Source organism: Citrobacter sp. CK202, from assembly GCF_030333225.1.
GTDB classification, from domain to species: domain Bacteria; phylum Pseudomonadota; class Gammaproteobacteria; order Enterobacterales; family Enterobacteriaceae; genus Citrobacter_B; species Citrobacter_B koseri.
On sequence record NZ_JAOWGI010000028.1, the window covers coordinates 365726 to 391691 of the forward strand.

At 51.7% G+C, this 25966-nt stretch carries 22 protein-coding genes and 1 tRNA gene; 14 read left to right on the forward strand and 9 right to left on the reverse strand.

The window, feature by feature from the left end; translation table 11 throughout:
- Positions 1 to 100: 100 nt before the first annotated feature.
- The gene (gene cysS, locus OGX84_RS17820; RefSeq protein ID WP_049011837.1) at positions 101 to 1486 is read left to right on the forward strand and encodes a cysteine--tRNA ligase; all 1386 of its coding nucleotides are present in this window, start codon (positions 101 to 103) and stop codon (positions 1484 to 1486) included.
- 87 nt (positions 1487 to 1573) lie between these two features.
- Here the strand turns inward: cysS and ybcJ are convergent, their stop codons facing one another.
- Positions 1574 to 1786: a ribosome-associated protein YbcJ gene (gene ybcJ, locus OGX84_RS17825; protein ID WP_047458327.1), complete on the reverse strand. Its 213-nt coding sequence runs from the start codon at positions 1784 to 1786 to the stop codon at positions 1574 to 1576.
- Between the two features lies 1 nt (position 1787).
- The gene (folD, locus tag OGX84_RS17830; RefSeq protein ID WP_012133456.1) at positions 1788 to 2654 is read right to left on the reverse strand and encodes a bifunctional methylenetetrahydrofolate dehydrogenase/methenyltetrahydrofolate cyclohydrolase FolD; all 867 of its coding nucleotides are present in this window, start codon (positions 2652 to 2654) and stop codon (positions 1788 to 1790) included.
- A gap of 576 nt (positions 2655 to 3230) precedes the next feature.
- On the opposite strand from folD, the gene fimA reads away from it, so the two are divergent.
- The 6 genes from fimA to sfmF all read left to right on the forward strand — a co-directional run bounded on the left by fimA (position 3231) and on the right by sfmF (position 9321).
- The gene (gene fimA, locus OGX84_RS17835; protein ID WP_024130577.1) at positions 3231 to 3782 is read left to right on the forward strand and encodes a type 1 fimbrial major subunit FimA; all 552 of its coding nucleotides are present in this window, start codon (positions 3231 to 3233) and stop codon (positions 3780 to 3782) included.
- Between the two features lie 75 nt (positions 3783 to 3857).
- Complete coding sequence (gene fimI, locus OGX84_RS17840) at positions 3858 to 4391, forward strand: type 1 fimbrial protein subunit FimI (protein ID WP_012133454.1); 534 nt, start codon at positions 3858 to 3860, stop codon at positions 4389 to 4391.
- A gap of 44 nt (positions 4392 to 4435) precedes the next feature.
- Complete coding sequence (fimC, locus tag OGX84_RS17845; RefSeq protein WP_112002142.1) at positions 4436 to 5128, forward strand: type 1 fimbria chaperone FimC; 693 nt, start codon at positions 4436 to 4438, stop codon at positions 5126 to 5128.
- A gap of 31 nt (positions 5129 to 5159) precedes the next feature.
- A complete protein-coding gene (locus OGX84_RS17850; protein WP_286458251.1) occupies positions 5160 to 7772 on the forward strand; it encodes a fimbrial biogenesis usher protein in 2613 nt (870 codons plus the stop codon).
- Positions 7773 to 7785: 13 nt separating this feature from the next.
- On the forward strand, positions 7786 to 8793 hold the full coding sequence (gene fimH, locus OGX84_RS17855) for a type 1 fimbria D-mannose specific adhesin FimH (RefSeq protein ID WP_049011840.1): 1008 nt from the start codon (positions 7786 to 7788) through the stop codon (positions 8791 to 8793).
- Positions 8794 to 8808: 15 nt separating this feature from the next.
- The gene (gene sfmF / locus OGX84_RS17860) at positions 8809 to 9321 is read left to right on the forward strand and encodes a fimbria assembly protein (RefSeq protein WP_047458317.1); all 513 of its coding nucleotides are present in this window, start codon (positions 8809 to 8811) and stop codon (positions 9319 to 9321) included.
- A 55-nt stretch (positions 9322 to 9376) separates the two neighbouring features.
- Here the strand turns inward: sfmF and fimZ are convergent, their stop codons facing one another.
- The 4 genes from fimZ to fimW form a co-directional block, all read right to left on the reverse strand.
- Entirely contained in the window at positions 9377 to 10009 is a 633-nt protein-coding gene (gene fimZ, locus OGX84_RS17865; RefSeq protein WP_012133449.1) for a fimbria biosynthesis transcriptional regulator FimZ, read from the reverse strand.
- 600 nt (positions 10010 to 10609) lie between these two features.
- Positions 10610 to 11332 (reverse strand): fimbria biosynthesis regulator FimY, encoded by a 723-nt coding sequence (gene fimY, locus OGX84_RS17870; protein WP_049011841.1) that lies wholly within the window; start codon positions 11330 to 11332, stop codon positions 10610 to 10612.
- A gap of 19 nt (positions 11333 to 11351) precedes the next feature.
- Positions 11352 to 12077, reverse strand: coding sequence for an EAL domain-containing protein (locus tag OGX84_RS17875; RefSeq protein WP_227657319.1), 726 nt, complete (start codon positions 12075 to 12077; stop codon positions 11352 to 11354).
- Positions 12078 to 12255: 178 nt separating this feature from the next.
- On the reverse strand, positions 12256 to 12849 hold the full coding sequence (gene fimW / locus OGX84_RS17880) for a fimbria biosynthesis transcriptional regulator FimW (RefSeq protein ID WP_047458307.1): 594 nt from the start codon (positions 12847 to 12849) through the stop codon (positions 12256 to 12258).
- Positions 12850 to 13106: 257 nt separating this feature from the next.
- Here fimW and OGX84_RS17885 point away from each other — a divergent pair.
- A tRNA-Arg gene (locus OGX84_RS17885) sits at positions 13107 to 13183 on the forward strand.
- A gap of 57 nt (positions 13184 to 13240) precedes the next feature.
- On the opposite strand, the gene OGX84_RS17890 is transcribed toward OGX84_RS17885, so the two are convergent.
- Positions 13241 to 14692: a Cu(+)/Ag(+) sensor histidine kinase gene (locus OGX84_RS17890; RefSeq protein ID WP_286458252.1), complete on the reverse strand. Its 1452-nt coding sequence runs from the start codon at positions 14690 to 14692 to the stop codon at positions 13241 to 13243.
- Complete coding sequence (cusR, locus tag OGX84_RS17895) at positions 14682 to 15365, reverse strand: copper response regulator transcription factor CusR (RefSeq protein ID WP_024130574.1); 684 nt, start codon at positions 15363 to 15365, stop codon at positions 14682 to 14684. The genes OGX84_RS17890 and cusR overlap by 11 nt, the downstream gene beginning before the upstream one ends.
- 194 nt (positions 15366 to 15559) lie before the next feature.
- On the opposite strand from cusR, the gene OGX84_RS17900 reads away from it, so the two are divergent.
- The 5 genes from OGX84_RS17900 (at position 15560) to OGX84_RS17920 (ending at position 23178) form a co-directional block, all read left to right on the forward strand.
- Complete coding sequence (locus OGX84_RS17900; RefSeq protein ID WP_024130572.1) at positions 15560 to 16942, forward strand: efflux transporter outer membrane subunit; 1383 nt, start codon at positions 15560 to 15562, stop codon at positions 16940 to 16942.
- Between the two features lie 31 nt (positions 16943 to 16973).
- Positions 16974 to 17321 carry a cation efflux system protein CusF gene (gene cusF / locus OGX84_RS17905; protein WP_024130571.1) on the forward strand — a complete coding sequence of 116 codons (348 nt, stop codon included), beginning with the start codon at positions 16974 to 16976 and terminating at the stop codon, positions 17319 to 17321.
- A gap of 98 nt (positions 17322 to 17419) precedes the next feature.
- Positions 17420 to 18697, forward strand: coding sequence for an efflux RND transporter periplasmic adaptor subunit (locus OGX84_RS17910; RefSeq protein ID WP_024130570.1), 1278 nt, complete (start codon positions 17420 to 17422; stop codon positions 18695 to 18697).
- Between the two features lie 11 nt (positions 18698 to 18708).
- Positions 18709 to 21855 carry a CusA/CzcA family heavy metal efflux RND transporter gene (locus OGX84_RS17915; RefSeq protein ID WP_286458255.1) on the forward strand — a complete coding sequence of 1049 codons (3147 nt, stop codon included), beginning with the start codon at positions 18709 to 18711 and terminating at the stop codon, positions 21853 to 21855.
- Between the two features lie 627 nt (positions 21856 to 22482).
- Positions 22483 to 23178, forward strand: a complete 696-nt coding sequence (locus OGX84_RS17920) for a flagellar brake protein (protein WP_012133436.1) — start codon at positions 22483 to 22485, stop codon at positions 23176 to 23178.
- A gap of 64 nt (positions 23179 to 23242) precedes the next feature.
- Here OGX84_RS17920 and OGX84_RS17925 read toward each other — a convergent pair whose 3' ends face one another.
- The gene (locus OGX84_RS17925; RefSeq protein ID WP_012133435.1) at positions 23243 to 24418 is read right to left on the reverse strand and encodes a coiled-coil domain-containing protein; all 1176 of its coding nucleotides are present in this window, start codon (positions 24416 to 24418) and stop codon (positions 23243 to 23245) included.
- 407 nt (positions 24419 to 24825) lie between these two features.
- On the opposite strand from OGX84_RS17925, the gene OGX84_RS17930 reads away from it, so the two are divergent.
- The gene (locus OGX84_RS17930) at positions 24826 to 25911 is read left to right on the forward strand and encodes a YncE family protein (RefSeq protein WP_024130569.1); all 1086 of its coding nucleotides are present in this window, start codon (positions 24826 to 24828) and stop codon (positions 25909 to 25911) included.
- The last annotated feature ends 55 nt before the right edge of the window (positions 25912 to 25966 follow it).

Sequence of the window (25966 nt, forward strand, 5' to 3'; positions counted from 1 at the left end):
ACCGCACGCTGCGATCACCTCGCAAAGTGTGCTGCTTCGATTACGAATAATATGTATCATACGGATATTATTACCCACACACGTCTATACGGAATCTTCGATGTTAAAAATCTTTAATACACTGACGCGCCAAAAAGAGGAATTCAAACCTATTCATGCCGGGGAAGTCGGCATGTACGTGTGTGGTATTACCGTTTACGACCTCTGTCATATCGGTCACGGGCGTACGTTTGTCGCCTTCGACGTCGTCGCGCGCTATTTGCGTTTCCTCGGTTATACGCTGAAGTACGTGCGTAACATTACCGATATCGACGACAAGATCATTAAACGGGCGAACGAAAACGGTGAAAGCTTTGTCGCGCTGGTCGATCGTATGATTGCGGAGATGCACAAAGATTTCGACGCGCTGAATATTCTGCGCCCGGATCTGGAGCCGCGTGCAACGCACCATATCGCCGAAATTATTGAGATCACCGAACAGCTGATCGCCAAAGGTCACGCTTATGTGGCGGACAATGGCGACGTGATGTTCGACGTGCCGACCGACCCGAACTACGGTCAGCTGTCGCGCCAGGATCTGGAACAGCTACAGGCGGGCGCCCGCGTTGACGTCGTTGACGTAAAACACAACCCGATGGACTTCGTGCTGTGGAAGATGTCCAAAGAGGGCGAACCGAGCTGGCCGTCGCCGTGGGGCGCGGGTCGTCCGGGTTGGCACATTGAATGTTCCGCCATGAACTGCAAACAGCTGGGCAACCATTTTGATATTCATGGCGGCGGTTCCGACTTGATGTTCCCGCACCATGAGAACGAAATCGCCCAGTCTACCTGCGCGCACGACGGCGAATATGTGAACTACTGGATGCACTCCGGCATGGTGATGGTGGATCGTGAGAAGATGTCGAAATCGCTGGGCAACTTCTTTACCGTGCGCGATGTGCTGAAATACTACGACGCGGAAACCGTTCGTTACTTCCTGATGTCCGGCCACTATCGTAGCCAGCTCAACTACAGCGAAGAGAACCTCAAGCAGGCGCGCTCCGCCCTGGAGCGTCTGTACACCGCGCTGCGCGGAACGGACAAAACCGTTGCGCCTGCGGGCGGTGAAGCGTTTGAAGCGCGTTTTGTGGAGGCGATGAACGACGATTTCAACACGCCGGAAGCCTACTCCGTGCTGTTTGATATGGCGCGTGAGGTGAACCGTCTGAAGAGTGAGGATATGGCTGCCGCGAATGCGATGGCGTCACATCTGCGTAAAATTTCCGGCGTGCTGGGGCTGCTGGAGCAGGAGCCGGAAGCGTTCCTGCAAAGCGGAGCGCAGGCGGATGACGGCGAAGTGGCTGAAATCGAAGCGTTAATTCAACAGCGTCTGGATGCGCGTAAAGCCAAAGACTGGGCGGCGGCGGATGCGGCGCGTGACCGTCTGAATGAGATGGGCATCGTGCTGGAAGATGGTCCGCAAGGGACAACCTGGCGCCGTAAATAACGTCATTGCCGGATGGCGATCCGGCCTACACTGGCATAACCAGTAGGCCGGATAAGACGCGATAGCGTCGCCATCCGGCACTCTGAATCAGGCGACGACGTTAACGCTTTGCCCTGCGAAGCTGACGGTTTGCCCGGCAACAATTTTGCAGCGTTTGCGGGTTTCAACCGCGCCATCAACCTTCACTAAACCTTCTGCAATGGCAATTTTCGCCTGGGCACCGCTTTCGCTCCAGCCTTCCAGTTTGAGCAGGTCGCACAACTCAACGTGCGGGTGCTTGCCTAAAGAGAATGTTGCCATGTTATTTACCTTGTGGATCGTGATATTCAACGCACGCCTGTAGCGTGTTTTCGATAAGTGTTGCGACCGTCATCGGACCGACGCCGCCCGGCACCGGGGTGATATAGGATGCGCGCGCGGCAGCGTCTTCAAAGACCACATCGCCGACCACTTTACCATTTTCCAGTCGGTTGATTCCGACATCAATCACGATGGCGCCTTCTTTAATCCACTCGCCGGGAATAAATCCGGGTTTGCCGACGGCGACAATCAGCAGATCGGCGTGTTCAACATGGCGACGCAGATCTTTGGTGAAGCGGTGAGTCACGGTCGTTGTGCAGCCTGCCAGCAGCAGTTCCATGCTCATCGGGCGACCGACGATATTCGAGGCGCCGATGACGACGGCATTCAGTCCGAAGGTATCGATGTTGTAACGCTCCAGCAGCGTGACGATGCCGCGCGGCGTACAGGGGCGCAGACGCGGCGCGCGCTGGCACAGACGGCCTACGTTATAGGGATGGAAACCATCTACGTCTTTGTCCGGCGCAATGCGTTCCAGCACTTTGACGTTATCGATGCCCGCCGGTAACGGCAACTGCACCAGAATACCGTCGATAGTGTTGTCGGCGTTAAGCGTATCAATCAGTTCCAGCAGTTCTGCTTCGCTGGTGGTTTCGGGCAGGTCATAGGAGCGGGAGACGAATCCCACCTCTTCACAGGCTTTGCGCTTACTCGCCACATAAATCTGCGAAGCCGGGTTGCTGCCTACCAATACAACGGCCAACCCTGGGGCGCGAAGTCCGGCCGCGACACGCGCCTGAACTTTTTGAGCAACCTCAGAGCGCACCTGCTGCGCAATCGTTTTACCGTCAATAATCTTTGCTGCCATCAGAGAGAGGATTCCGTCTGTTACATTAAATCGAAGGGGATGTGGCTATTTTGTCAGAAGCGGGGCGCGCTGTCAGTTATCGTTTGCGTCTTTACGTGTGATCGGTGCAGTGACCTCTGCGATACGGGCTGCGGCGAGGGGCAAAATCCTGTGGGTGATTAATGAGCAACCTAATCAAAATTAACCTAAAAGAAACAATTCATCACCCTGCTAAAATTAGGGGGAATGCCGCGAAAAACGTGGCGTTAAGTGTGATATTGAACACTTTTATATAAAAAAGGCTTAGACCTGTCCTATATCCCAATAAGAATTTACCTGGGCTAATTAAAGAGATTGAAGGTATTTTTCACTTATTGAAATGTTTAATTTATCCCTGTGACGAATTGTCATATTCGTAAAGATTAATTAGTGAATCTAATGCTCAGGAGAGTTGGGGTAAAAAGGTTAGCTAATTCTCTTTCGATATATATCTTTACAGGATGCAGAGATAATTAGCCTGACATTATTATGTCGATTTTGATTCAAACGGTTCCCGCAGGAAACTGGAGCCGAATGTGCGTAATTCAAGGGAAATCCATGAAACTTAAATTAATGACCTCTTCCGTTATTGCTGGCCTGATGTTTGCTGCTGGTGCGGCTCATGCCGATCCGGTAAGCGTTAGCGGCGGTACGGTTCACTTTGAAGGTGAGCTGGTCAATGCTGCGTGTGCCGTTAGCACGAAATCTGCCGATCAGACCGTGACCCTGGGCCAGTATCGTACCGCCAGCTTTACCGCTGTTGGCGATACCAGCGCACAGATTCCGTTCACCATTGTACTGAATGACTGCGATCCGAGCGTAGCAGCGACCGCTGCCGTTGCGTTCTCTGGTCAGGCTGACGGTACAAACGACAGCCTGCTGGCAGTCGTGTCTGGTGACAATGGCACCACGGCAGGCGGCGTAGGGATCGAAATTCTTGATAACACCTCTTCTCCGCTGAAGCCAGACGGCGCGACCTTCTCTACGGCTCAGGCGCTGGTAGAAGGTAGCAACACGCTGCGTTTCACCGCGCGTTATAAAGCAACTGCTGCGGACACCACGCCGGGTCAGGCTAACGCCGACGCAACCTTCATCATGAAGTACGAATAAACCCACCAGGGATTCAGGGATGTGGCAAGCCTCAATGGATGAGGCGCTATCCGGGGACGATAAGTGATACAGCAGATGATTAGCAAAGGCGTGGCGCTGGTGGGGCTGATTTGCGCGATGCCCGCATTCGCGCATACGGTGATACTGGAGAGCGGTAATCTTCACCTGCGAGGCCAACTGGTAAACGGCGCCTGCGCGGTGAATTCCGAAAGCCAGGATCTCCGTGTACAGATGGGGCAATACCGCACCAATGTCTTTTCTGGCACCGGGAGTTTCGCCCCGACCAGCATTCCTTTCGCGCTGCGATTAACCGATTGTAGTTCAGAGGTTTATAGCCATGTTGGGATCGCTTTTTCCGGTGTGACTCCCGCAGAAGATCCGCAGGTATTCCTGGCGCGCAGCGACACGGCGGCGACCTCCGGTATTGGTCTGGCATTATTTGATGAGGAACAACGGCAAATCATACCCAATTCCTTGCCGCTTCATTATGCCCCTATTTTAACGCAAGAAATGACATTTCATTTCACGGCTCGCTATCGGGCAATCTCGGAAAATATGACGCCGGGAAGTATTCATTCAGATGTGTGGTTTACGCTGGTTTACCCCTGATTTGTTTTCCGGGCGTTGATAAAACGCAAAAGGTATTTTTTGCCATGCTTAATTATATAAAATCAGGCCTTATTATTTTTATTGCCTTATGGACTTCAATGAGTGCGCAGGCGGCCGGGGGAATTGCATTAGGCGCCACCCGCGTTATTTATCCGGCGGACGCCAAACAGACCTCGCTGGCAATTAGCAACAGCGCATCGAAAGAGCGTTATCTGGTTAATTCATGGATTGAGAACAGCACCGGCGTCAAAGAAAAATCGTTCGTTGTTACACCGCCGCTGTTTGTCAGCGAACCCAAAAGTGAAAACACGCTGCGTATTATTTATGCCGGACAACCCCTGCCTGCCGATCGGGAGTCTTTGTTCTGGATGAACGTGAAAGCGATACCGTCGGTGGATAAAAACAGCCTTGAAGGCAAAAACGTTCTGCAACTGGCGATCCTGTCGCGCATTAAGCTGTTTGTTCGCCCTGCCAATCTGCCGCAGGTGCAGGAAGACGCGCCAGGAATGCTGCAATTCTCCCGTTCCGGGAACCACCTGAAAATCACCAATCCGTCTGCTTACTATCTCACGCTGGTCAATCTCAAAGTGGGAAGTCAGAAGGTTGATAACGTCATGGTCGCGCCGAAGAACAATACCCAGATTCTGCTTCCGGCAGGCGCGCAGGGAAGTGTGACATTCCAGACGGTAAATGATTACGGTGCGCTGACACCGGCGAAAACGGTTAGCTTGCGCTGATCGGAACGTGTGAAGCCACACTGAGAAAACGATGAAGAAGATAACGTATCTTCCCGGTTCACTGCCGGGGTATACGCCACATCTGACGGGGGTGGCGTTGTCCATATTGGCGGCGCTCTATCCGGCGATAAGTCATGGCGAAAGTTACTTTAACCCGGCTTTTTTGTCGGCAGATGCTGCGTCCGTGGCAGATTTGTCACGTTTTGAGAAAGGCAATCACCAGCCCCCGGGCATCTATCGGGTGGATATCTGGCGCAACGATGAGTTCGTCGCGACCCAGGATATTCGCTTTGAAACCTCGTCGACGAAAACCGGTGAAAAATCAGGCGGATTAATGCCCTGTTTTGATCTGGCGTGGATCAAAAGGCTGGGGGTAAATACCACCGCCTTTCCTGCGCTTGGGCAAAGCCAGGAGGAGACCTGCATCAATTTGCCAGAGGCGATTCCCGGCGCTGAAATCGCTTTTGATTTTTCCTCAATGCGTTTAAATATCAGTCTTCCGCAGGCGTCAATGCTGAACAGCGCGCGCGGGTATATCCCGCCGGAAGAGTGGGATGAGGGGATTCCTGCTGCGCTTATCAACTACAGTTTTACCGGCAGTCGCGGGACGAACAGCGACAGCTATTTTTTAAGCCTGATGAGCGGCCTGAACTATGGCCCGTGGCGGTTGCGTAACAACGGCGCGTGGAGCTATTCCAAAGGCGACGGATACCATTCGCAAAGCTGGAAAAACATCGGCACCTGGGTACAACGCGCCATCATCCCGTTGAAAAGCGAACTGGTGATGGGGGACAGCAACACCGGCAACGACGTGTTTGACAGCGTGGGCTTTCGCGGGGCGCGGCTCTACTCGTCTGACAATATGTACCCTGATAGCCTGCAAGGCTATGCGCCGACCGTGCGTGGGATCGCCCGTACCGCCGCAAAACTGACTATCCGCCAGAACGGCTATGTGATCTATCAGAGCTATGTCTCACCGGGCGCTTTCGCGATCACCGACCTCAACCCAACGTCTTCAAGCGGCGACCTGGACGTGACGGTTGATGAGAAAGACGGCAGTCAGCAGCGCTATACGGTGCCGTACTCCACCGTTCCGCTGTTGCAGCGCGAAGGACGTATGAAGTTCGACCTGGTGGCGGGGGATTTTCGCAGCGGCAATAGCCAGCAATCTTCGCCATTCTTCTTCCAGGGAACGCTGATCGCCGGTCTGCCTGAAGGGTATACCGCTTATGGCGGCACGCAGCTGGCTTCGCGCTACAGCTCGGTGGTGCTGGGGGCCGGACGGAACCTGGGCGACTGGGGCGCGGTTTCGGTAGACGTCACCCACGCCCGCAGCCAACTGGCGGATGACAGCACCCACCAGGGGCAGTCGCTGCGTTTCCTGTACGCCAAGTCGTTGAACAACTACGGCACTAATTTCCAGTTACTGGGCTATCGCTATTCCACGCGCGGATTCTACACGCTTGACGATGTGGCGTACCGCAGTATGGAAGGGTACGAGTATGAATATGACAGCGAAGGTAAGCGTCATAAAGTGCCGGTAGTGCAGAGCTATCACAACCTGAACTACAGCAAAAAAGGCCGATTCCAGGTCAACATTTCGCAGAATCTGGAGGATTACGGCTCGCTGTATATCTCCGGCAGTCAGCAAACATACTGGAACACGTCGGATGCCAATACCTGGTATCAACTGGGGTATGCCAGCGGCTGGCAAGGGATCAGCTACTCCCTTTCCTGGTCGTGGAATGAATCCGTAGGGATTTCCGGCACCGATCGCATTCTGGCATTCAACATGTCGGTTCCGTTCAGCGTGCTCACCGGGCGGCGCTACTCGCGCGACAATGCCCTGGATCGCACCTATGCCACTTTTAACGCGAACCGGAACAGCAATGGGCAGAACAGCTGGCAGACCGGCATCGGCGGGACATTGTTAGACGGGCGTAACCTGAGCTACAGCGTGAACCAGGGACACAGCAGCACCAATGGCTACAGCGGCAGCGCCAGCGCGAACTGGCAGGCGGCTTACGGGACGCTCGGCGTGGGGTACAACTACGATCGAGACCAGCATGACTACAACTGGCAGCTGTCTGGCGGCGTGGTCGGTCATGCGGACGGCATCACGCTCAGTCAGCCTTTAGGCGATACCAACGTCCTGATTAAAGCGCCAGGCGCCGAAGGGGTGCATATAGAAAACCAGACCGGGGTGCAAACCGACTGGCGCGGATATGCGGTCATGCCTTATGCCACCGTATATCGCTATAACCGTGTCGCGCTGGATACCAACTCAATGGATAACCACACCGATGTGGAAAATAACGTCAGCAGCGTGGTGCCGACGCAAGGGGCGCTGGTACGCGCTGCCTTTGACACGCGAATCGGCGTGCGCGCAATTGTCACCGCAAAACAGGGCGATCGCCCGGTGCCGTTTGGCTCAATTGTGCGCGAAACCGCCAGCGGCGTCACCAGTATGGCGGGCGATGACGGGCAAATTTATCTGAGCGGACTGCCGCTGAAAGGGGAACTGCTGATTCAGTGGGGAGAGGGAGCGAACGCCCGCTGCGTGGCGCATTATTCCCTGCCTGAAGAGAGCCTGAAGCAGGCGGTGACGCTGCTTAATGCGACCTGTAAACGTCCGTCGTCATGAAAGGTAAGAAAAGATGAAAATGAAATCAGGGTTGTTGCCGGGCGCCATCGCATTATTGCTGGCGAATCCGGCATGGGCGACGGTTTGCCATAACTCGAACGGTACGCCGACCGATGTGTTTTACGATCTGTCGAATGTTTTTACCAGCAGCAATAATCAGGTAGGACAGGTGGTGACGCTGCCGGAGAAATCGGGCTGGGTTGGCGTACAGGCGACGTGTCCTGCTGGTACGAATGTGGATTATACCTTTCGAAGCTATGTGACTGAACTTCCCGTGCAAAGTACGGAAGGGGGATTCCAGTATCTCAAGCTCAATGACTACCTGCTGGGGGCGATGAGCATCACCGACAGCTATGCCGGATTATTTTATCCGCCCCGTAATTATATTCGCATGGGGACGCACCCCAATGTACCGAAACAAAAGCCCTTCGGCGTGATGGACTCTAAGCTGATCTTTAAACTCAAAGTGATACGGCCTTTTATCAACATGGTGCCGATTCCCCGGCAGACCATGTTCTCGGTGTATGTCACCACCAGCACCGGCGATGCCCTGAGTACGCCGGTTTATACCATCAGCTACAGCGGTAAAGTCGAGGTCCCGCAAAGCTGTGAAGTGAATGCCGGGCAGGTTGTGGAATTTGATTTTGGCGATATCGGCGCCGCGCTGTTCAGCAAAGCCGGGGCGGGGAATCGCCCGGAAGGGGTGACGCCGCAGACAAAAACGGTCGCCATAAAATGTACGAACGTCGCGGCGCAGGCCTATTTATCGATGCGTCTGGAGGCGGAGAAAATCTCCGGGCAGGCGATGGTCTCTGATAATCCCGACTTAGGCTTTATCGTTTCCGACAGCGGCGGCGTGCCGCTGACGCCTAACAATCTGGCCAGCAAAATTCCATTCCGTCTGGATGACAGCGCCGCCGCCAGCGTAGGGATCCGCGCATGGCCGGTAAGCATCACGGGGAGTAAACCGACGGAAGGGCCTTTTACCGCTCGTGGGTATCTGCGTGTGGATTACGACTAAGGGGAGCGCACAGCCATGAGACTTTTGCTGGCTATTTTTTGCAGCGTGTTGCTGAGCCCGCTTTGCCGGGCTGACACCGCTCTGGGCGAGATTAATATTGAACTGCGCGGTAATGTTGTGGACTTCACCTGCACCGCAGTGACCGGTGACAGTAACAAAACGGTCGAGCTGGGCACCTGGCCCACGAAGCAGTTGAAAACCAGCGGCGATACTACCCAGCCCGTGCCTTTCAGCATCAAACTTGAGGGCTGCCCGCCGGGCGCGGCGTCGATGACCTTTTCAGGAACGCCAGCGGCGGGGACGTCGCTGCTGGCGTTGGATGATGCGGTCATGGCGCAAAAAGTGGCCATTGAGATCCGCGACAGCGATCGCAGCAGATTACCGCTTGAGCAAGCCAGCCAGGCGGTAAGCGTTGATGAAAACGGTAATGCTACGCTGACGTTTTATGCGAATTACATTGCATTGGCCGATGGCGTTCAGCCGGGAGTCGCAAAGGCGGATGCGACTTTTATGATCAATTACAACTGAAGTCCGATCCCGATAACGTACTCCCGAACGATCTCTCGTCGGGAGTCAGCCACGATCACAGCAAGTCGTGTACCTTCGCGTAATCAATAAGCTCAACAATGGTATGCAGGCCGAGTTTCGAAAATATGTTCGCTTTATGCGCGCTGATGGTTTTGTTACTCAGCAAGAGCTGCTCTGCGATTTCTTTATTCGATAAACCGTTGGCGAGATAGCGCAGTACCGTAACCTCCCTGTTTGAGAGCGGCATATCATTGTGCTCACCTTTTCGTGAACTGGTATTACTGATAAAATTTAGCGTCTCTGAAGGAAAAAAAGAATATCCTGATAAGATCATTTTCACTGCGTTATAAATATCATTGAGATCCTTTCTTTTACTGACAAATCCGTTTGCGCCTGCCCGGATAGCTCTCCCGGCATAAAAAGATTCAGATTTAGACGACAAGAAAAGAATTTTGGTATTTTCTTGTATTGATTTGATTCGTTTAAGCAGTGTAAATCCATCTGTACCCGGCAGCTCTATATCCAGGATGACCAGATCCACAGGATATGTGCGCAGATAATCTACCGCGGTACGATTGTCATCGGTTTTCAGGACAACCTGGATATTACTATTCTTTTCGAGAAGCACTTCTATCGACATTCTGACAATAGGGTGTTCGTCCATAATGATAACGGATGCAGGTTTCATTGTTGTATGCCTCAGACTGTTTGCGCGTCTTCCGTTTGCGGATAAGCGTCAGACACTATTAATTATCAAATAGCCAGAATATACCTCACGAACCTGGGAAGTAGTGAAGGTAATACCATCCTTGTTAACTGACTATTTTGCGTAAGAGCAATAAGCGTGGGGAATATCCATTTCGCACCAACAAAAAAGAAAATTCTGATTAACTAAGAATAGGGAGATTATACCTGGTCTATTTTTTCGGAAAAGGCTTACGGTACACAAATCGGTGCTGGCTGTTAGGATGTTCTGCATGTTTTAGACTGTTTAATAGCGTTTGGTTTTATTCTCTGTTGAATCAATGTTTTGTGGCTAAAAGTATTTTTTTAAATATAAAAACAACACAAAAAACCAATTGTTTAGTTTCTGTTATGTGATTTTTGGGCGAATTTTCAACGATGAGGCCGTGAGAGCCCGTCAATTGAAGGATTATAGAGAAAGAGGGATTTTCCTATGATACCAGGAATAGTTGTAAATATTAATTTTATGTAAAAAATTTACATTTAGTCAGGCGTTAAAATAAGTAATTTCTTAAAAAATCTTATAGCTTAAGAGGTTAGCGTGTTAAATTAAGTGAAGAGAAGTGACGCTAAGGCGGTGTATCAGATACAGCAAACTGTGTCGATGCGGCAAATCCAACTGAGTAATAAGTTGATTGAGTCGATAGATCACCCGGTGATAAGGCGTATTGAGTAAAAGCGCGATTTCCTTTAAAGACATACCCTGAGATAACGCGGAAATGATCTTCCAGTCAGTATGGCTAAAGGTGCCATCAGTATTTTTAACGGAGGGGGGAGATAATAAGGCGTTACGTAATGATGAGAGATTCTGGCGACGTTGCAGAATATAAAACTTACCGGCTTTTTGCATAAAACGCGTCAGACTAACATCCTTATCCGGCACCAGTAAGTAAACCTGGATATCGCTTCGCTCTCGGATAAGCAGGCGTAACCGCTCAAGCGTTTCGTAGCAGGAGACCGCCAGTCCAGCCATATCAACAATCAATTGTCTGATGCCCGTCTCTTCCAGCCTGCGTGAGGGTGATTCCAGAGAGCTGAACACCGCCGTGCGTTTTCCAGAAAATAAATAGCGATTCAGTGTATATCCGAGATAGTTATCCGTCGTGATAATAACCTGAGAGATTGTATTGTCCGGTAGGGCATAATTGAGACGTTGGGTCAGATATTCCAGACGATCAAATACCTGTGGTTCAAGGTGATGGTAGTGGTGAGTGCAATCAGTATTTCTTAAACGGCGATGTCTTTCTTTGCGAAGTGCGCTGCGCATCCTTTCCCTTTCCGTTTTTCTACTCTTTGTTTTGCAAAAGCGCGGGCCATAAGTATCCCTGGCCTAATTGGGCGCCAGAATGAAAAGCAATTTCTTTTTGCGCATGATTTTCAATACCTTCAATGAGTATGACATCTGCAATGTTATACCCCATAAAAATCACCTGGCGCAGTTTCTGAGGATGCAGAATTAGATCCCAGAACGCATTTTTATCCAGTTTCAGACCACTAAAACGCCAGCGGGCGGCAGCCACTTCTTTGATCAAATTTTCATCGACATCATCCAGCCAGACGGGAATTCCGATAGACTCAACCTGTTTTATTTTTTCATAGAGTTGGGAACGCTGGCGGCTATTAAGTGAAAAAAACGTTTCTGGGTCCTGGATTTCAAGGATCAGATTGGACGGGTAGGGGGTTACTCCTGAATTAAAAAAATCCAGGTGTAAAAATACCTTCAGCGGTAAATTAAGAAAATAATGTACGCCTTTGGGATAATGCGTAATAGTGGCGACTTGCTGATAAAAATTCGCCACTATTTTTTCTGGCGAGAGGTGGTGAAAAAAATGCTCAGTATTGACATGAAAAGGAACCTGAGTCAGAACTTCATAGCCAAAGGTACGGGCAGAAGATAAATGAACTATCGGTTCAAGCTTTAAAGGATATTCCCAACAAAAAGGACGTTCCTTTTGAGTGCGCAATGTTGCAGAGTCAAGAATATTTCCCTGTAATACCGGGCGAGTTGCCACAAAAACACTCCTGTAGGCATAAAGAATGCCGCCGAATATTTTCGGTTCCTGACGGTTGTGCAATCAGGAAATATGATAAGTGTCATTGTGGCAGTATGCGAAAAATCGCTGTAGATGACGTTACTTAATCATCTGTGAGATATTTCTCAACATGATGGATGGAAAATTGAGAATATGTCTATTCTTGCAGAAAACCCAGGTTAACTCTGATGTAATTTAAGAACTGCTGTTCATTTTTTACGTGCAGTTTCTTCATGATGCTACGGCGAATTGATTTGGTTTGTTCTTCGCTCAACGAAAGGAGTACGGCAATTTCGCTTAACCGGTGCCCGCGGGCGACCATCTTTAAAAACTGGCGTTCCAGAATGGAGAAATGGCGAGTCGTACAGTAATGGCAAACAGAAGGGGGAACGCTGCGGCGAAGTGCCCGTTTATGCAGGATAAGCACCATCTTTTTGGTTATCTCATCAACATCGTCCTCCCGGTAAATATGCGGCAGCATATAGAGACACGGCCTGAACATAAGTTTGTCTTTATCGTATTCATTACAAATAATGACTCTCTGCTGGTGCCGGGTATGTACCGGTATCTGATAACATCCGGCACTAAACCAGTCTTCATCCAGCGATAAAAATGCGATATCCGCTTTGTCTATATCATCAGCAGGTAGAAATTGAATTTTCTGATGCCACTGATGAGTCAGACGAGTCATGATGATTTTAAGACCGTGTTCGAAATGGCTATTTTGTTCTTTTATGGCGACACTCAGCATAAAAAATATCCTGAACAGCTGGGAAGTGGGGAGGAAATAGTAAGTAAACGCATTAATTTTCTAAATACATTTATCCTTAAAATGCCACTTTATGCAGGCCGAGTTCTTACCAGGTGATTTCCTGGATACTTGCGTAGCGCCAGAAAAAAAGATATTCGTACACTTCCTCAGCAACCAGAACAAAAGCCATTGACTCAGCAGGCGCTCACCGTATAATTCACGCGTTTCATCCGCATGAAGCCATCGCTTCACACAGTGCGCCCTTAGCTCAGTTGGATAGAGCAACGGCCTTCTAAGCCGTGGGTCGCAGGTTCGAATCCTGCAGGGCGCGCCAGTCTTTATTCTCGCCTTTCTGTCAGACTCCATTTCGCTGCGTCGTTATCACTGCATTTCAATCGCCATGTTTCGGCAATGTCAGAATAAAGCGCGTTGCGCGCAGATCGGACGTTACGGACACGGTTCCCTGATGGGCGATGACGATTGATTTGACAATCGCCAGCCCAATTCCGCTGCCTTCGCCCTTACGCTGTCGGGAAGGGTCAACCCGGTAGAAGCGGTCAAACAGGCGCGGTAAATGTTCTGGCGCAATGGGGGCGCCGGGGTTTTCAACGGTAATCTGCGCCTGTCTGTCCATTTCTTTGAGCCGCACGGTAACGGCTTCGCCTTTCGGGGTGTAGCGCATGGCGTTAGACAGCAAGTTGCTGAGCGCTCTGCGTAACATGATGGGATCGCCGGATACCCAACACGCGCGTCCTTCAAAATGCAAACGCACTTCGCGTTCTTCCGCCCAGGCTTCAAAAAAGTCGAACACCTTGTGGACTTCATCCGCCAGGTCGAGCGCCTTTTTCTCCGGGATGAGCTGGTTATTGTCGGCCTGAGCCAGAAACAGCATGTCTCTTACCATCTTCGACATACGGCCAAACTCTTCGAGGTTGGAGTAGAGTACGTCTTCCAGCTCTTTCTGGCTGCGGGTCTGGCTTAGCGCAATCTCTGTTTGCGTCACCAGATTCGTAATCGGGGTGCGAATTTCATGGGCGATATCCGCAGAGAAATTCGACTGGCGGGTAAAAACATCCTCAATGCGTTCAAGCATATGGTTAAACGAGAGCACCAGCCGCTCCAGCTCAATCGGAACGGCCTGCGGGTCAAGACGCACATCGAGGTCTTTCGACGTAATATTTTGAATCCGGCGGCTGACGCTGCGAATCGGTTCATGGCCTTTGTAGACGGCGAACAGCACAATAAAAATGATCATCATGCTAATCAGCGAAGCCGTCATAATCAGCTTATTTTTCAGATCGTTAATATAGTGAAGATGGAAGTCGATCGATAACGCCATATAGAGCGTGTAGGCCGGTTGCCCGTCCGCGAGTTGCCCGACCGGCAGGCGAATCATGCGCCATGCGGAATGGGTACCGTGCCCGTTAGCGTGCCTCTTGCTTTGTAAGTCCGGGCTGGACAACAAAAAGACATCGCCGTTACGCGCGCTGCTATCCGGCGTGGCTTTGGCGATAAACTGGCGAAGATCAGGTGAACCGGGAGAGTGAAAAATCGCCCGCTGGTTGGCATCTTCCAGCGAAATAATGACGTTCGAGTAACCGGCGGCAACGTTTTTTAGGATTTCCAGCCGACGCGCTTCCGGTTCGTCGGGATGTGTGAGGATTCGCTCCAGCGTCGCGCTGATCTCTTTCAGGTCATTGATATCCTGCTCGGCAAAATGCACTTTCACGGAGTGAATCATGATCCAGGCAAACGCAAAAAAAGAGGCAATGGTGGCGAGGCTGATGAAAAATGTCAGGCGCGTCGCCAGCGAGAAAGGGCGCTGAAAGCGTTTAGTCACCATCCGGTACCTCAAGCACATAGCCCACGCCGCGCACGGTCTGGATGAGTTTCGGTTCGAACTCGTTATCGATTTTCGCGCGCAGCCGTTTAACGGCAACGTCAATCGCGTTGGTATCGCTGTCAAAGTTCATATCCCAGACCTGGGAAGCGATCAGCGAGCGGGGCAAGACTTCACCCTGGTGGCGAACGAAAAACTCCAGTAGCGTAAACTCTTTACTGGTGAGCGTGATGCGCATGCCGTTGCGGGTCACTTTTCTGCTGACCAGATCGAGCGTCAAATCCGCGACCTGAAACTGACTTTCGACCATCACCGCCGCGCCGCGCCGCAGCAGCGTTCTGACGCGAGCCAGTAATTCAGCGAAAGCGAACGGTTTAACCAGATAGTCGTCAGCCCCCAGCTCCAGACCTTTTACCCGGTGTTCAATGGTGCCCAGCGCGGTAAGAAGAAGGATTGGCATGCCTTTGTTGGCGGTGCGCAGCATACGGACAATATCCCAGCCATTCACATCCGGCAGCATGATGTCGAGGATCAGCAGATCGTAATCTCCCGTCATCGCCAGGTGATACCCGTTAAGCCCGTTATCCGCCAGGTCCACCACGAAGCCCGCTTCCGTCAGACCTTTGGTCAGGTATTCACCGGTTTTTTTCTCGTCTTCGACTATCAGAATCTTCATCACGTCTTCCTTCACGCAAAGGTTGGGCGGGTTTTCAATTCTAGAGGAGCAGGATCGGATAGCAATCGGTTATTGGGAAAATGACAACTTTGTCATTTTCCTGTCACGGGCCGAACAGAGTCACTTCGTTAAGGTACAGGGCATAAATTCACATTCACTATATGGTTATCAGTCCCGTTGGGACGAGAAACGCTATGCGCAAATTTAAGCTTCTTACCCTCAGCGTGATGCTTGTTCTGACGGGCTGTTCGCTGGCGCCGGACTATCAGCGGCCCGCGTTGCCGGTGCCGCAACAATTCTCCCTGAGCCAGAATGCGCTGGTTTCTGCGCCTGCGGGGTATCAGGAGACCGGCTGGCGAACCTTTTTTGTTGATGAGCAAGTAAAGTCGCTGATCGGCGAGGCGTTACGCAATAACCGTGACTTGCGCATGGCGACGCTGAAAGTGCAGGAAGCCAGAGCGCAATACCGGGTGACGGATGCCGATCGTTATCCGCAGCTTAATTCCGATGCCAGCGGAAGCTGGGAAGGAAAATTAAAGGGTGACAGCAGCAGTACCCGCGAATATGAAGCCGGGCTGAATCTGAGTTTTGATCTGGACTTTTTTGGCCGGCTGAAAAACATGAGTGAGGCTGACCGACAGAACTATTTTGCCAGCGAAGAAGCGCGCCGGGCAGTGCATATCTTATTAATCTCAAACGTGGCGCAAAGTTATTTTAATCAACGGCTGGCGTACGCGCAGTTGCAAATCGCACAAGAAACGCTGGAAAACTATACACGCTCTTACGCATTTGTAGAAAAGCAGTTGCTAACCGGCAGCACGACCGTGCTGGCGCTGGAACAGGCGCGGGGCGTGATTGAAAGCACCCGCAGCGATATTGCGAAACGACAGGGCGAGCTGGCGCAGGCTAATAATGCGCTGCAATTGCTGTTGGGCACTTATTCTGTGCTGCCGGATGACAGGGCGCGCGATAGCGGAGATATTAAAAACGTGACGCTCCCGCCGTCGCTTTCCTCGCAAATCTTGTTGCAGCGCCCGGATATTATGGAAGCTGAACATACGTTGATGGCGGCGAATGCCAATATTGGCGCGGCGCGCGCGGCCTTTTTTCCCTCCATTACCCTGACCAGCGGGGTGTCCGGCAGCAGCAGCGATCTCTCCCGTTTATTTAATGCTGCGAGCGGGATGTGGAATTTTATCCCGAAAGTGGAACTGCCGATTTTTAACGCCGGACGTAATCAGGCCAACCTCGATCTGGCGGAAATTCGCCAGCAGCAATCGGTTGTGAATTATGAACAGAAGATCCAGACCGCGTTTAAAGAGGTGGCGGATGCGCTGGCTTTGCGCCAGAGCCTGACCGACCAGATAACCGCGCAACAGCGTTATCTGAGCTCGCTGCGTATTACGCTGCAACGCGCCAGAGCGCTCTATCAGCATGGCGCGGTCAGCTATATCGAAGTGCTGGATGCGGAGCGCTCTCTGTTTTCAACCCAGCAAACGTTACTCGATCTGAATTACGCCCGACAGGCTAATGAAATTACGCTGTTCACCGCGCTGGGCGGCGGTTGGGTGGAATAAAAATTTATCGTTATTTTCAGGAGAAAGCATGATGAACAATACAGTAAAAGCGGCGATTTTGGGTCTGTTCTCCGCCGTGGTATTTAACGTTCAGGCGAATGAACATCACCACGGCGAGATGATGAATAACGCGTCAGCGGCGCAGCAGGAGCAGGTGATTCATTCAACCGGCGTGGTTAAAGCCATCGACAAAGACACGAAAAAAGTGACTATCGATCATGAACCTATTCCGGCGGTCAACTGGCCTGCGATGACGATGCGCTTTACCCTGACCCCGGAAACCCGTTCCGGTGATATTAAACCCGGCGACAAAGTGGCGTTTACTTTCGTTCAGCAGGGCAATCTCTCTTTATTACGCGATATTCAGGTCAGCCAGTAAAGCGTATTCGCTGTCTCTTTGTTCTTGCCCGGGTTTACAGAAGCGCGGGCATATCTCCCGCGTAACTGATCCAGAAAACGGATCGAATGGAAGTCACTATGGCGTCTTTAAAAATAAAAACTACCGCGCTTATTCTCGGCAGTATGATCGTCGGAGGGATTATCTCGGTCGGCGTTTACGCTTATTTTTCGTCTGCGCATCAGCCTGTCGATACTGCGCCTGCCTCCGAAAAAGAGGCCCGTAAGGTTCTGTTCTGGTATGACCCCATGTATCCGAATACGCGCTTTGATAAGCCCGGTAAATCGCCGTTTATGGATATGGATCTGGTGGCGAAATACGCTGACGAAGAGTCAGACACGACCTCTGCGCCAGGCGTGCGTATCGATCCGGTACAGACGCAGAATTTAGGGTTAAAGACGGAGGCTGTCCGCCGTGGGCCGCTGCGCTACGCGCAAACTTTTCCGGCTAACGTCAGTTTCAATGAATACCAGTTTGTGATTGTGCAGGCGCGTTCCGCTGGCTTTATCGATAAAGTCTGGCCGCTGACGGTGGGGGATAAAATTAAGAAAGGAACGCCGCTGATCGACCTGACCATTCCTGACTGGGTTGAAGCCCAGAGTGAATATTTACTGCTGCGGGAAACGGGCGGTACGGCAACGCAGGTGGAAGGCATTCTTGAACGACTGCGTCTGGCCGGGATGCCGGAAGAGGATATCCGCCGCTTAGTCTCGACCCGTAAAATTCAAACCCGCTTTACCCTGAAAGCGCCTATTGATGGGGTGATCACCGCGTTCGATCTGCGCGCCGGGATGAATATCGCCAAAGATAACGTGGTGGCGAAAATCCAGGGGATGGACCCGGTGTGGATCAGCGCGGCCGTTCCTGAATCCATCGCATGGCTGATTAAAGATGCCTCGCAGTTCGATATTACCGTGCCCGCGTGGCCGGATAAACGCTTCACCATCAGTAAATGGGCGATTCTGCCAAGCGTGGACGCCACCACTCGAACCCTCCAGTTGCGCTTACAGGTTGATAACCCGGATGAAGCGCTCAAGCCCGGAATGAATGCGTACCTGAAGCTGAAAACGCAAAGCGAACCGATGCTGCTAATCCCGTCTAAGGCATTGATTGATAACGGAACGGAACAGCGGGTGATCGCCGTTGACAACGATGGTCGCTTTGTACCGAAACAGGTCTCGGTGTTCCATGAATCACAAGGCGTGACGGCGATTCGCGCCGGGCTTGCCGAAGGTGAAAAAGTGGTCTCCAGCGGACTGTTCCTGATTGACTCCGAAGCCAATATCTCCGGCGCGCTGGATCGTATGCGGGCGCAATCTTCCTCTGCTGCGCCCGATCATGCGGCCCATTCACATTGAGGGAATGACAAATGATTGAATGGATTATCCGCCGCTCCGTAGCGAACCGTTTTCTGGTTGTGATGGGGGCGCTGTTCCTCAGCATCTGGGGAACCTGGACCATCATTAACACGCCGGTTGATGCGCTGCCTGACCTGTCTGACGTGCAGGTGATTGTGAAAACCAGCTATCCGGGACAGGCGCCGCAGATTGTTGAAAATCAGGTGACCTATCCATTGACGACCACCATGCTGTCGGTGCCAGGCGCGAAGACGGTGCGTGGTTTCTCGCAGTTTGGCGATTCTTACGTGTACGTCATTTTTGAAGATGGCACCGATCCCTACTGGGCGCGTTCCCGCGTGCTGGAGTACCTCAATCAGGTGCAGGGGAAACTGCCTGCGGGCGTCAGCGCGGAAATGGGGCCAGACGCCACCGGCGTCGGCTGGATATTTGAATATGCGCTGGTGGATCGCAGCGGTAAACACGATCTGGCGGAACTGCGCTCTTTACAGGACTGGTTTTTAAAGTATGAGCTGAAAACCATTCCGAATGTGGCGGAAGTGGCCTCGGTCGGCGGCGTGGTGAAAGAGTACCAGGTCGTTATCGACCCGATGAAACTCACGCAGTATGGCATCAGCCTTGCGCAGGTGAAGTCGGCTCTGGATATGTCCAACCAGGAGGCGGGGGGCTCCTCCGTCGAATTGTCAGAAGCGGAATACATGGTGCGCGCCAGCGGCTATTTGCAGACCCTCGATGACTTCAACAACATTGTGCTGAAGTCTGGTGAGAACGGCGTTCCGGTGTACCTTCGCGATGTCGCCCGCGTACAGATTGGCCCGGAAATGCGCCGGGGCATTGCTGAGCTGAACGGCGAAGGCGAAGTGGCGGGCGGGGTGGTGATCCTGCGTTCCGGTAAAAACGCCCGGGACGTTATTTCCGCCGTGAAGACGAAGCTGGAAACGCTGAAAAGCAGCTTGCCGGAAGGCGTTGACGTCGTGACAACCTACGATCGCAGCCAGTTGATTGACCGCGCCATTGATAACCTCAGCTACAAATTGCTCGAAGAGTTTATTGTGGTTGCGCTGGTCTGCGCGCTGTTCCTGTGGCATGTCCGCTCTGCGCTGGTGGCGATCATTTCGTTGCCGCTGGGCCTCTGTATTGCCTTTATCGTGATGCATTTTCAGGGGCTGAACGCCAATATTATGTCGCTCGGCGGGATCGCCATTGCGGTAGGGGCAATGGTGGATGCCGCGATTGTGATGATCGAAAACGCGCATAAACGGCTGGAGGAGTGGGGGCACCAGCATCCCGGCGACCCGCTGGATAACGAAACGCGCTGGAAGGTTATCACGAACGCCTCGGTGGAAGTGGGCCCGGCGCTGTTTATCAGCCTGCTGATTATTACCCTGTCGTTCATCCCGATTTTTACCCTCGAAGGGCAGGAAGGACGCCTGTTCGGCCCGCTGGCATACACTAAAACCTATGCGATGGCAGGGGCGGCTTTCCTGGCGATCGTGGTGATCCCGATCCTGATGGGCTACTGGATTCGCGGCAAGATCCCGGCAGAGAGCAGTAATCCGCTTAACCGCTTTTTGATCCGCATTTATCACCCGCTGCTGTTGAAAGTGCTGCACTGGCCGAAGACCACGCTGCTGGTGGCGGTACTTTCGATCCTGACGGTCATCTGGCCGCTTAATAAAGTGGGCGGGGAGTTCTTACCACAAATTAACGAGGGCGATCTGCTGTATATGCCTTCCACGCTACCGGGGATTTCGGCGGCGCAGGCGGCGGATATGCTGCAAAAAACCGATAAACTGATCATGACGGTGCCGGAAGTGGCGCGCGTGTTCGGCAAAACCGGCAAGGCGGAAACGGCCACCGACTCTGCGCCGCTGGAGATGGTGGAAACGACGATCCAACTGAAACCGCAGGATCAGTGGCGACCGGGAATGACGATGAACAAAATCATCGAAGAACTGGATAAAACGGTGCGCTTACCGGGGCTGGCGAATCTGTGGGTGCCGCCAATCCGTAACCGAATCGACATGTTGTCTACCGGGATAAAAAGTCCGATTGGCATTAAAGTGTCCGGCACCGTGCTGGCTGATATTGATGCCACGGCGGAGCAGATCGAAGAGGTTGCCAGAACCGTACCGGGCGTTGCGTCGGCGCTGGCGGAACGGCTGGAAGGAGGCCGTTACCTCAATATCGACATTCATCGTGAAAAAGCCGCCCGTTACGGGATGACCGTCGGTGATGTACAACTGTTTATTACCTCCGCAGTCGGTGGGGCGATGGTAAGCGAAACCGTGGAGGGGATTGCGCGTTATCCCATTAACCTGCGCTACCCGCAACGCTATCGCGACAGCCCGGAAACCTTACGTCAACTGCCGATTCTGACGCCAATGCAGCAGCAAATTACCCTGGCGGATGTGGCGGACGTGAAGATCGCGCCAGGACCGTCGATGTTGAAAACCGAAAATGCCCGACCTGCAAGCTGGATCTATATTGATGCGCGCGATCGTGACATGGTGTCGGTAGTTAACGATCTGAAAAAAGCGATCGCGGAAAAGGTGCAGTTGAAACCGGGAACCAGCGTGGCGTTTTCCGGGCAGTTTGAGCTGCTTGAACGCGCCAGCCATAAGCTGAAGCTGATGGTGCCGATGACGCTGATGATTATTTTCGTTCTGCTGTATCTGGCGTTTCGTCGGGTGGGAGAAGCGCTGCTGATCATTACCAGCGTTCCTTTCGCCCTGGTCGGCGGGATCTGGTTCCTGTACTGGATGGGTTTTCATTTGTCCGTTGCCACCGGAACAGGATTCATCGCGCTGGCTGGCGTCGCCGCAGAGTTTGGCGTGGTCATGCTGATGTACCTGCGTCATGCGATTGAAGCGGAGCCGTCTCTGGATAATCCACAAACCTTTACGGCAGAGAAACTTGATGAGGCGCTGTACCACGGTGCGGTTCTCCGCGTGCGGCCAAAGGCCATGACCGTGGCGGTGATTATCGCCGGTCTGTTACCTATTTTATGGGGAACCGGGGCGGGTTCAGAAGTGATGAGCCGTATTGCCGCGCCGATGATTGGCGGTATGATCACCGCGCCGCTGCTGTCGCTATTTATCATTCCGGCGGCGTATAAACTGATGTGGTTGCGCACACATCAACATAAGCGCTCATAACGTTATACCTGCTGCGCCAGTCGTCCGGCTCGTGGAGTACGCTTCATGGGCCGGATGAGATGCCATAGCGTATTGAACGGTGAATTATGTTTATCTTTTAAAATCAAGTTATTACTGTTGCGTGGTGAATATTTTGTCTTTATCGCCGCAAAGAAAGTAAGCCTTAACAGGTTAATTTATTTTAAGTGTTTCTGCTCAGGTTCATTATTATTTTTTCCCTCCTGACGTTACATTTTTGTTCTCCAGATCTTCTTCAATATTAAAGACGATGCCGCAGTGTAAATTCCACGCATAATGAAAAAATCCGACAGTCTACTCCTTTAGTTTATATTGCAATCCCTCTTTTTTTATTTCAGAATCGCGGCGCGAGCAGCGATGTTATTCCAAATTGTTATAATTTTGAGTTAAATTTGTATTGTGTAGCACATAAGTTACGCTAACTTTAATCATTTATGAATGTTTTTATGTATCAATAAAACGGCAAAAATAGTTAAAAACTTAATTTCTCACGAATTATTTGATCTGGAATCCATTATGGTAATCAAAAGCCAGGGATGGGGGACGATTTTGCGTTTTTCACATAAACGAGAATGAGATGTATCTCGAATAAAAAATAAGGACTTGCTGATGAGTTTTGGATTGATGAAGGATAACAAGTTTGAAATTATCGCTGTTTTCCGTGAAGAGCTACTAAAGAAGACTAAACTAGAGCTTAAATATGCCAACACTAGTGTGGTCACGCAGCTGGAAAAAGTTGATTTTGAACATTTTGTTATCCCTCACCATAAGGATATTGTCACCAAAAAGATCCAAACGTTTATTCTTCATAGTGAAAATGGAATTATAAAATTTAACGCCAGAATTGATCAGGAAATGTCAGACGGCATGGAGAATGCGCTGGCGTATTTCATTCCCGAGATGGTCTTTCTTATACAACGACGCCAGCATCAGCGCTTCTCCTTCCTGAAGGGACACAGTTTCAACTGCTTTGGACGATATAAAAATGGAGAGAATTATTCTTTCAAAATTAAAAATATGTCCAGGGGGGGATGCGCATTAATTGCGCAGGATGCGAATACGCGTTTTCTCTATAAAGATGCCGTCATAAAAGGCGCGTCTCTGGATTTTGAGCAATTCGGCTATTTGCAACTCGACTTAAAAGTGGTGGATGTGGTGATGGTCAATGAATTTGATGCAGAGAATCAGCTGTATTCCTGTTATCAGGTCTCCTGCCGTTTTGATTTTAAAAATTCGCGTGAAGAAGCAGAGATCGAAAGAATCATCATTAGTTTTTTAATGGGCAATAAAGTTCGACGGCTATAAAGGGTAAAGGGTGGTCATGATGATGTTGTGAGCAACGGTATCCCTGCCTCCCTGACGCTCCGCCTTACCCGGCGAGGATCTCTTGTTCCGCATGTTTTACCTGAACTTCCAGCGTATCGCGAATTTCCGCTAATGCGCGCTCCTGCTCGGCAAAGTACGCTTCTTTGTCGGTTACGGATGTGGCAAGACGCCAGGCGTTCTCCGTTTCCAGCTCGCTTATCTCTTTGAGCAGGGCGTTAATTTGCGTTCTGAGTTGCTCTATCTTACTGCGCAGATGGGCAAGATTGTTCAGCCTGTCGCTCGCCAGCATCGGCTCCAGACCGCTTTGCAACTGGGTAAGTAGCGAACGGATCGTGGCCAGATCGGCATTCTGCCTGGCCTGGTTAAGTTGAACCATCATCTGGTGCGCTTTTTCTTTCAGCTCATCGGCGACCACGTCCGGGTGGCAGAGTCGGCTGGCCTGGCGCCACAGGCGTTTAAGCTCATTACGTTCATCAGCAGAGAGGCGCTGATCGCGCGCATAGCGGTGCTGCGCATCCTGATGCTGCTCCTGATATTCCTCATATTCGTGATCGGCCTCTTCACGCGCCTGTCGGGTTGCGCTGTCATCCTGACGCGAGAAATCATTCTCCAGCTCGCGAATTTCCGCCAGCAGGGAGGTGATAAGTTCCGTCTGCTGCTGAATACGCTCTCTGGTTTCCACTGCTTCCCGGGAGGTTGAGCTAAGGCTTACCCAGTGCTGTTTAAGCTTCACTAACTGATCGATAGCCTGAGAAATATACTGCTGGCAGGACTGATAGTCCTTTTCACGTCGTCTGAGTTCGGCCTCTTGCCTACGCTGCGCGCTGGCGGCCAGCTGTTTGCGCAGCTCCAGAATACGGCCCATGAGCGGGCCGAGGCGCAAGTGATACAAATCGTTGAAATCGTCGAGGATCTGGATGCGGGCATTGCGTTTGTCGATCAGCTCGCGTAGCTGCGTTTCGAGCGCCTTCAGTTCCAGCTTGCTGGCGGCGATACCGGGGTCCTGCCACGTCGAGACGGCGCGCTGGGACTGTAACCAGGCGGCAATTTCACGCATCGCGTCGCCGAAACGTCGCTCCTCGATCGCCAGGGCAATGGTGCCGATGGCCGCATCCAGAGAGGCATCTTTCAGGTGCGCAAGTTGCTGATGGATGATCTCCTCATCCTCAAGTTCGATGGCGCTTTTGACGATCTCTAACCGTTTAATGATTTTATTCATGACAGCCGATGCTCGACGTGACTCAAAAACGAGTGACAGATAGTAGATCCGACTCACGCGTTTGAAAATATAGAAAAAAAATTAAAACATATTCTGTGGTGTGTGAAGCCTTTTCGTCCAGAACAATTCACGAAAATTATACGACGCGCCCTGGCATGCCCATCTGGCTTGTACTTCAAACCACCGTTTTGAAATTTCGTCTTTCGGGTGAATTATTCTTGCTTCGCTAAAGAGAATAAGTATAGTTCTCATTCTCTTTATTATTTAATGGCCTGGCGGCGAATGCGCTTACGGTTCGTAAGACTTTCCCTCTCTACACGGATGGTTCATCACGTCACTGCCGCGTGCAAAGGACGTTATCAGGCTTTTTTCACATGGTTCACATTACCCAGGTAAGGATTTCCAAAATGAAAAAGACAACATCCGCGTTGGCTCTGCTGATTGCCGTTGCATTAAGTGGTTGTGCGGCCACTTCCGGTTCTTCAACCCCCGTTGCGCCGCAGGCAACGCCGACTGCGCCAGCCGTTGCGACCGATGTTCAGAAACGTGATTTAGCCGATGGACTGTATGAAATGGCGTTAAGCCCGTCAGGCGATGCGCTTTACGTTGCCAGCGCCGAAGGTTTTAAAGATGTGCAGGGCGGGGTGGTCTACAAACTGGACCCGAAGACGCTGAAAACCATTGGCGCCAGCCACACTGACCTGAAAAACTTCGGTATGGCGATTTCGCCAGACGGTAAAACCGTCTATGTCACCAATTCGCTGGATGGCGGCGTGAGCGCGCTGAATACCGCCGACGGCAAAGTGAAAAACCGTGTGCTCTTCCCGGAACGTAACCCGGAAGGATTCCCGTACGGCGCGCGTCAGGTTCTGCTGCATAACGGCCTGCTGTATATCGGCGCCGTTGCCGATCCGGCGGTGATCTGGGTCGTCGATGCCGACACCCTGAAGCTGAAAACCCGCATCAAAAATACCGGTAAATGGATGACCGGTCTGCACTACTCTGACAGCACGCAGCGTATCTATGCCGCGAATGGCGGCGGTGAAATTCTGGTTATCAATCCTCGCACGCAGCGCGTAGAAAAACGCTGGAAACCGCTGGGTGATAAACCGGCGCTGCTGCTGAATATGGCGGAAGATACGCAAACCGGTCGCCTGTTTGTTACCGACAACTCCAAAGCGAAAACCACGCTGGTGCTGGATATCCATACGGGCAAACTCATCAAACAGTTGGATGTGGGCGATTCCTTATCGGTGAAATTCAACCCGAAACGCAATGAACTTTATATTTCTCAGCGTGAGTCCGGGAAGTTGCTCAGCCTCAACGCGACGGATTACAGCGTGAAGAAATCCTGGGATCTGCCGCCGAATCCAAACAGCCTGCTGCTGTCCGCCGATGGTCAGACGCTGTATGTCACGGTGAAACAGAAATTCAATAAAGATCACTCGACTGATGCGCCAGACAGCGTGGTGCGTATTGATCTGAACAAATAATAAATAGCGTTGCCTCGGGGCGTCAGGCAGGGATGCCTGGCGCATCCCTGAGGAT

What these genes read in the sequence shown, in the direction of transcription:
- cysS (WP_049011837.1), top strand. Translation starts at nt 101, where the DNA reads ATGTTAAAAATCTTTAATACACTGACGCGCCAAAAAGAGGAATTCAAA.
- ybcJ (WP_047458327.1), bottom strand. Translation starts at nt 1,786, where the DNA reads ATGGCAACATTCTCTTTAGGCAAGCACCCGCACGTTGAGTTGTGCGAC.
- folD (WP_012133456.1), bottom strand. Translation starts at nt 2,654, where the DNA reads ATGGCAGCAAAGATTATTGACGGTAAAACGATTGCGCAGCAGGTGCGC.
- fimA (WP_024130577.1), top strand. Translation starts at nt 3,231, where the DNA reads ATGAAACTTAAATTAATGACCTCTTCCGTTATTGCTGGCCTGATGTTT.
- fimI (WP_012133454.1), top strand. Translation starts at nt 3,858, where the DNA reads ATGATTAGCAAAGGCGTGGCGCTGGTGGGGCTGATTTGCGCGATGCCC.
- fimC (WP_112002142.1), top strand. Translation starts at nt 4,436, where the DNA reads ATGCTTAATTATATAAAATCAGGCCTTATTATTTTTATTGCCTTATGG.
- OGX84_RS17850 (WP_286458251.1), top strand. Translation starts at nt 5,160, where the DNA reads ATGAAGAAGATAACGTATCTTCCCGGTTCACTGCCGGGGTATACGCCA.
- fimH (WP_049011840.1), top strand. Translation starts at nt 7,786, where the DNA reads ATGAAAATGAAATCAGGGTTGTTGCCGGGCGCCATCGCATTATTGCTG.
- sfmF (WP_047458317.1), top strand. Translation starts at nt 8,809, where the DNA reads ATGAGACTTTTGCTGGCTATTTTTTGCAGCGTGTTGCTGAGCCCGCTT.
- fimZ (WP_012133449.1), bottom strand. Translation starts at nt 10,009, where the DNA reads ATGAAACCTGCATCCGTTATCATTATGGACGAACACCCTATTGTCAGA.
- fimY (WP_049011841.1), bottom strand. Translation starts at nt 11,332, where the DNA reads ATGCGCAGCGCACTTCGCAAAGAAAGACATCGCCGTTTAAGAAATACT.
- fimW (WP_047458307.1), bottom strand. Translation starts at nt 12,849, where the DNA reads ATGCTGAGTGTCGCCATAAAAGAACAAAATAGCCATTTCGAACACGGT.
- OGX84_RS17890 (WP_286458252.1), bottom strand. Translation starts at nt 14,692, where the DNA reads ATGGTGACTAAACGCTTTCAGCGCCCTTTCTCGCTGGCGACGCGCCTG.
- cusR (WP_024130574.1), bottom strand. Translation starts at nt 15,365, where the DNA reads ATGAAGATTCTGATAGTCGAAGACGAGAAAAAAACCGGTGAATACCTG.
- OGX84_RS17900 (WP_024130572.1), top strand. Translation starts at nt 15,560, where the DNA reads ATGCGCAAATTTAAGCTTCTTACCCTCAGCGTGATGCTTGTTCTGACG.
- cusF (WP_024130571.1), top strand. Translation starts at nt 16,974, where the DNA reads ATGAACAATACAGTAAAAGCGGCGATTTTGGGTCTGTTCTCCGCCGTG.
- OGX84_RS17910 (WP_024130570.1), top strand. Translation starts at nt 17,420, where the DNA reads ATGGCGTCTTTAAAAATAAAAACTACCGCGCTTATTCTCGGCAGTATG.
- OGX84_RS17915 (WP_286458255.1), top strand. Translation starts at nt 18,709, where the DNA reads ATGATTGAATGGATTATCCGCCGCTCCGTAGCGAACCGTTTTCTGGTT.
- OGX84_RS17920 (WP_012133436.1), top strand. Translation starts at nt 22,483, where the DNA reads ATGAGTTTTGGATTGATGAAGGATAACAAGTTTGAAATTATCGCTGTT.
- OGX84_RS17925 (WP_012133435.1), bottom strand. Translation starts at nt 24,418, where the DNA reads ATGAATAAAATCATTAAACGGTTAGAGATCGTCAAAAGCGCCATCGAA.
- OGX84_RS17930 (WP_024130569.1), top strand. Translation starts at nt 24,826, where the DNA reads ATGAAAAAGACAACATCCGCGTTGGCTCTGCTGATTGCCGTTGCATTA.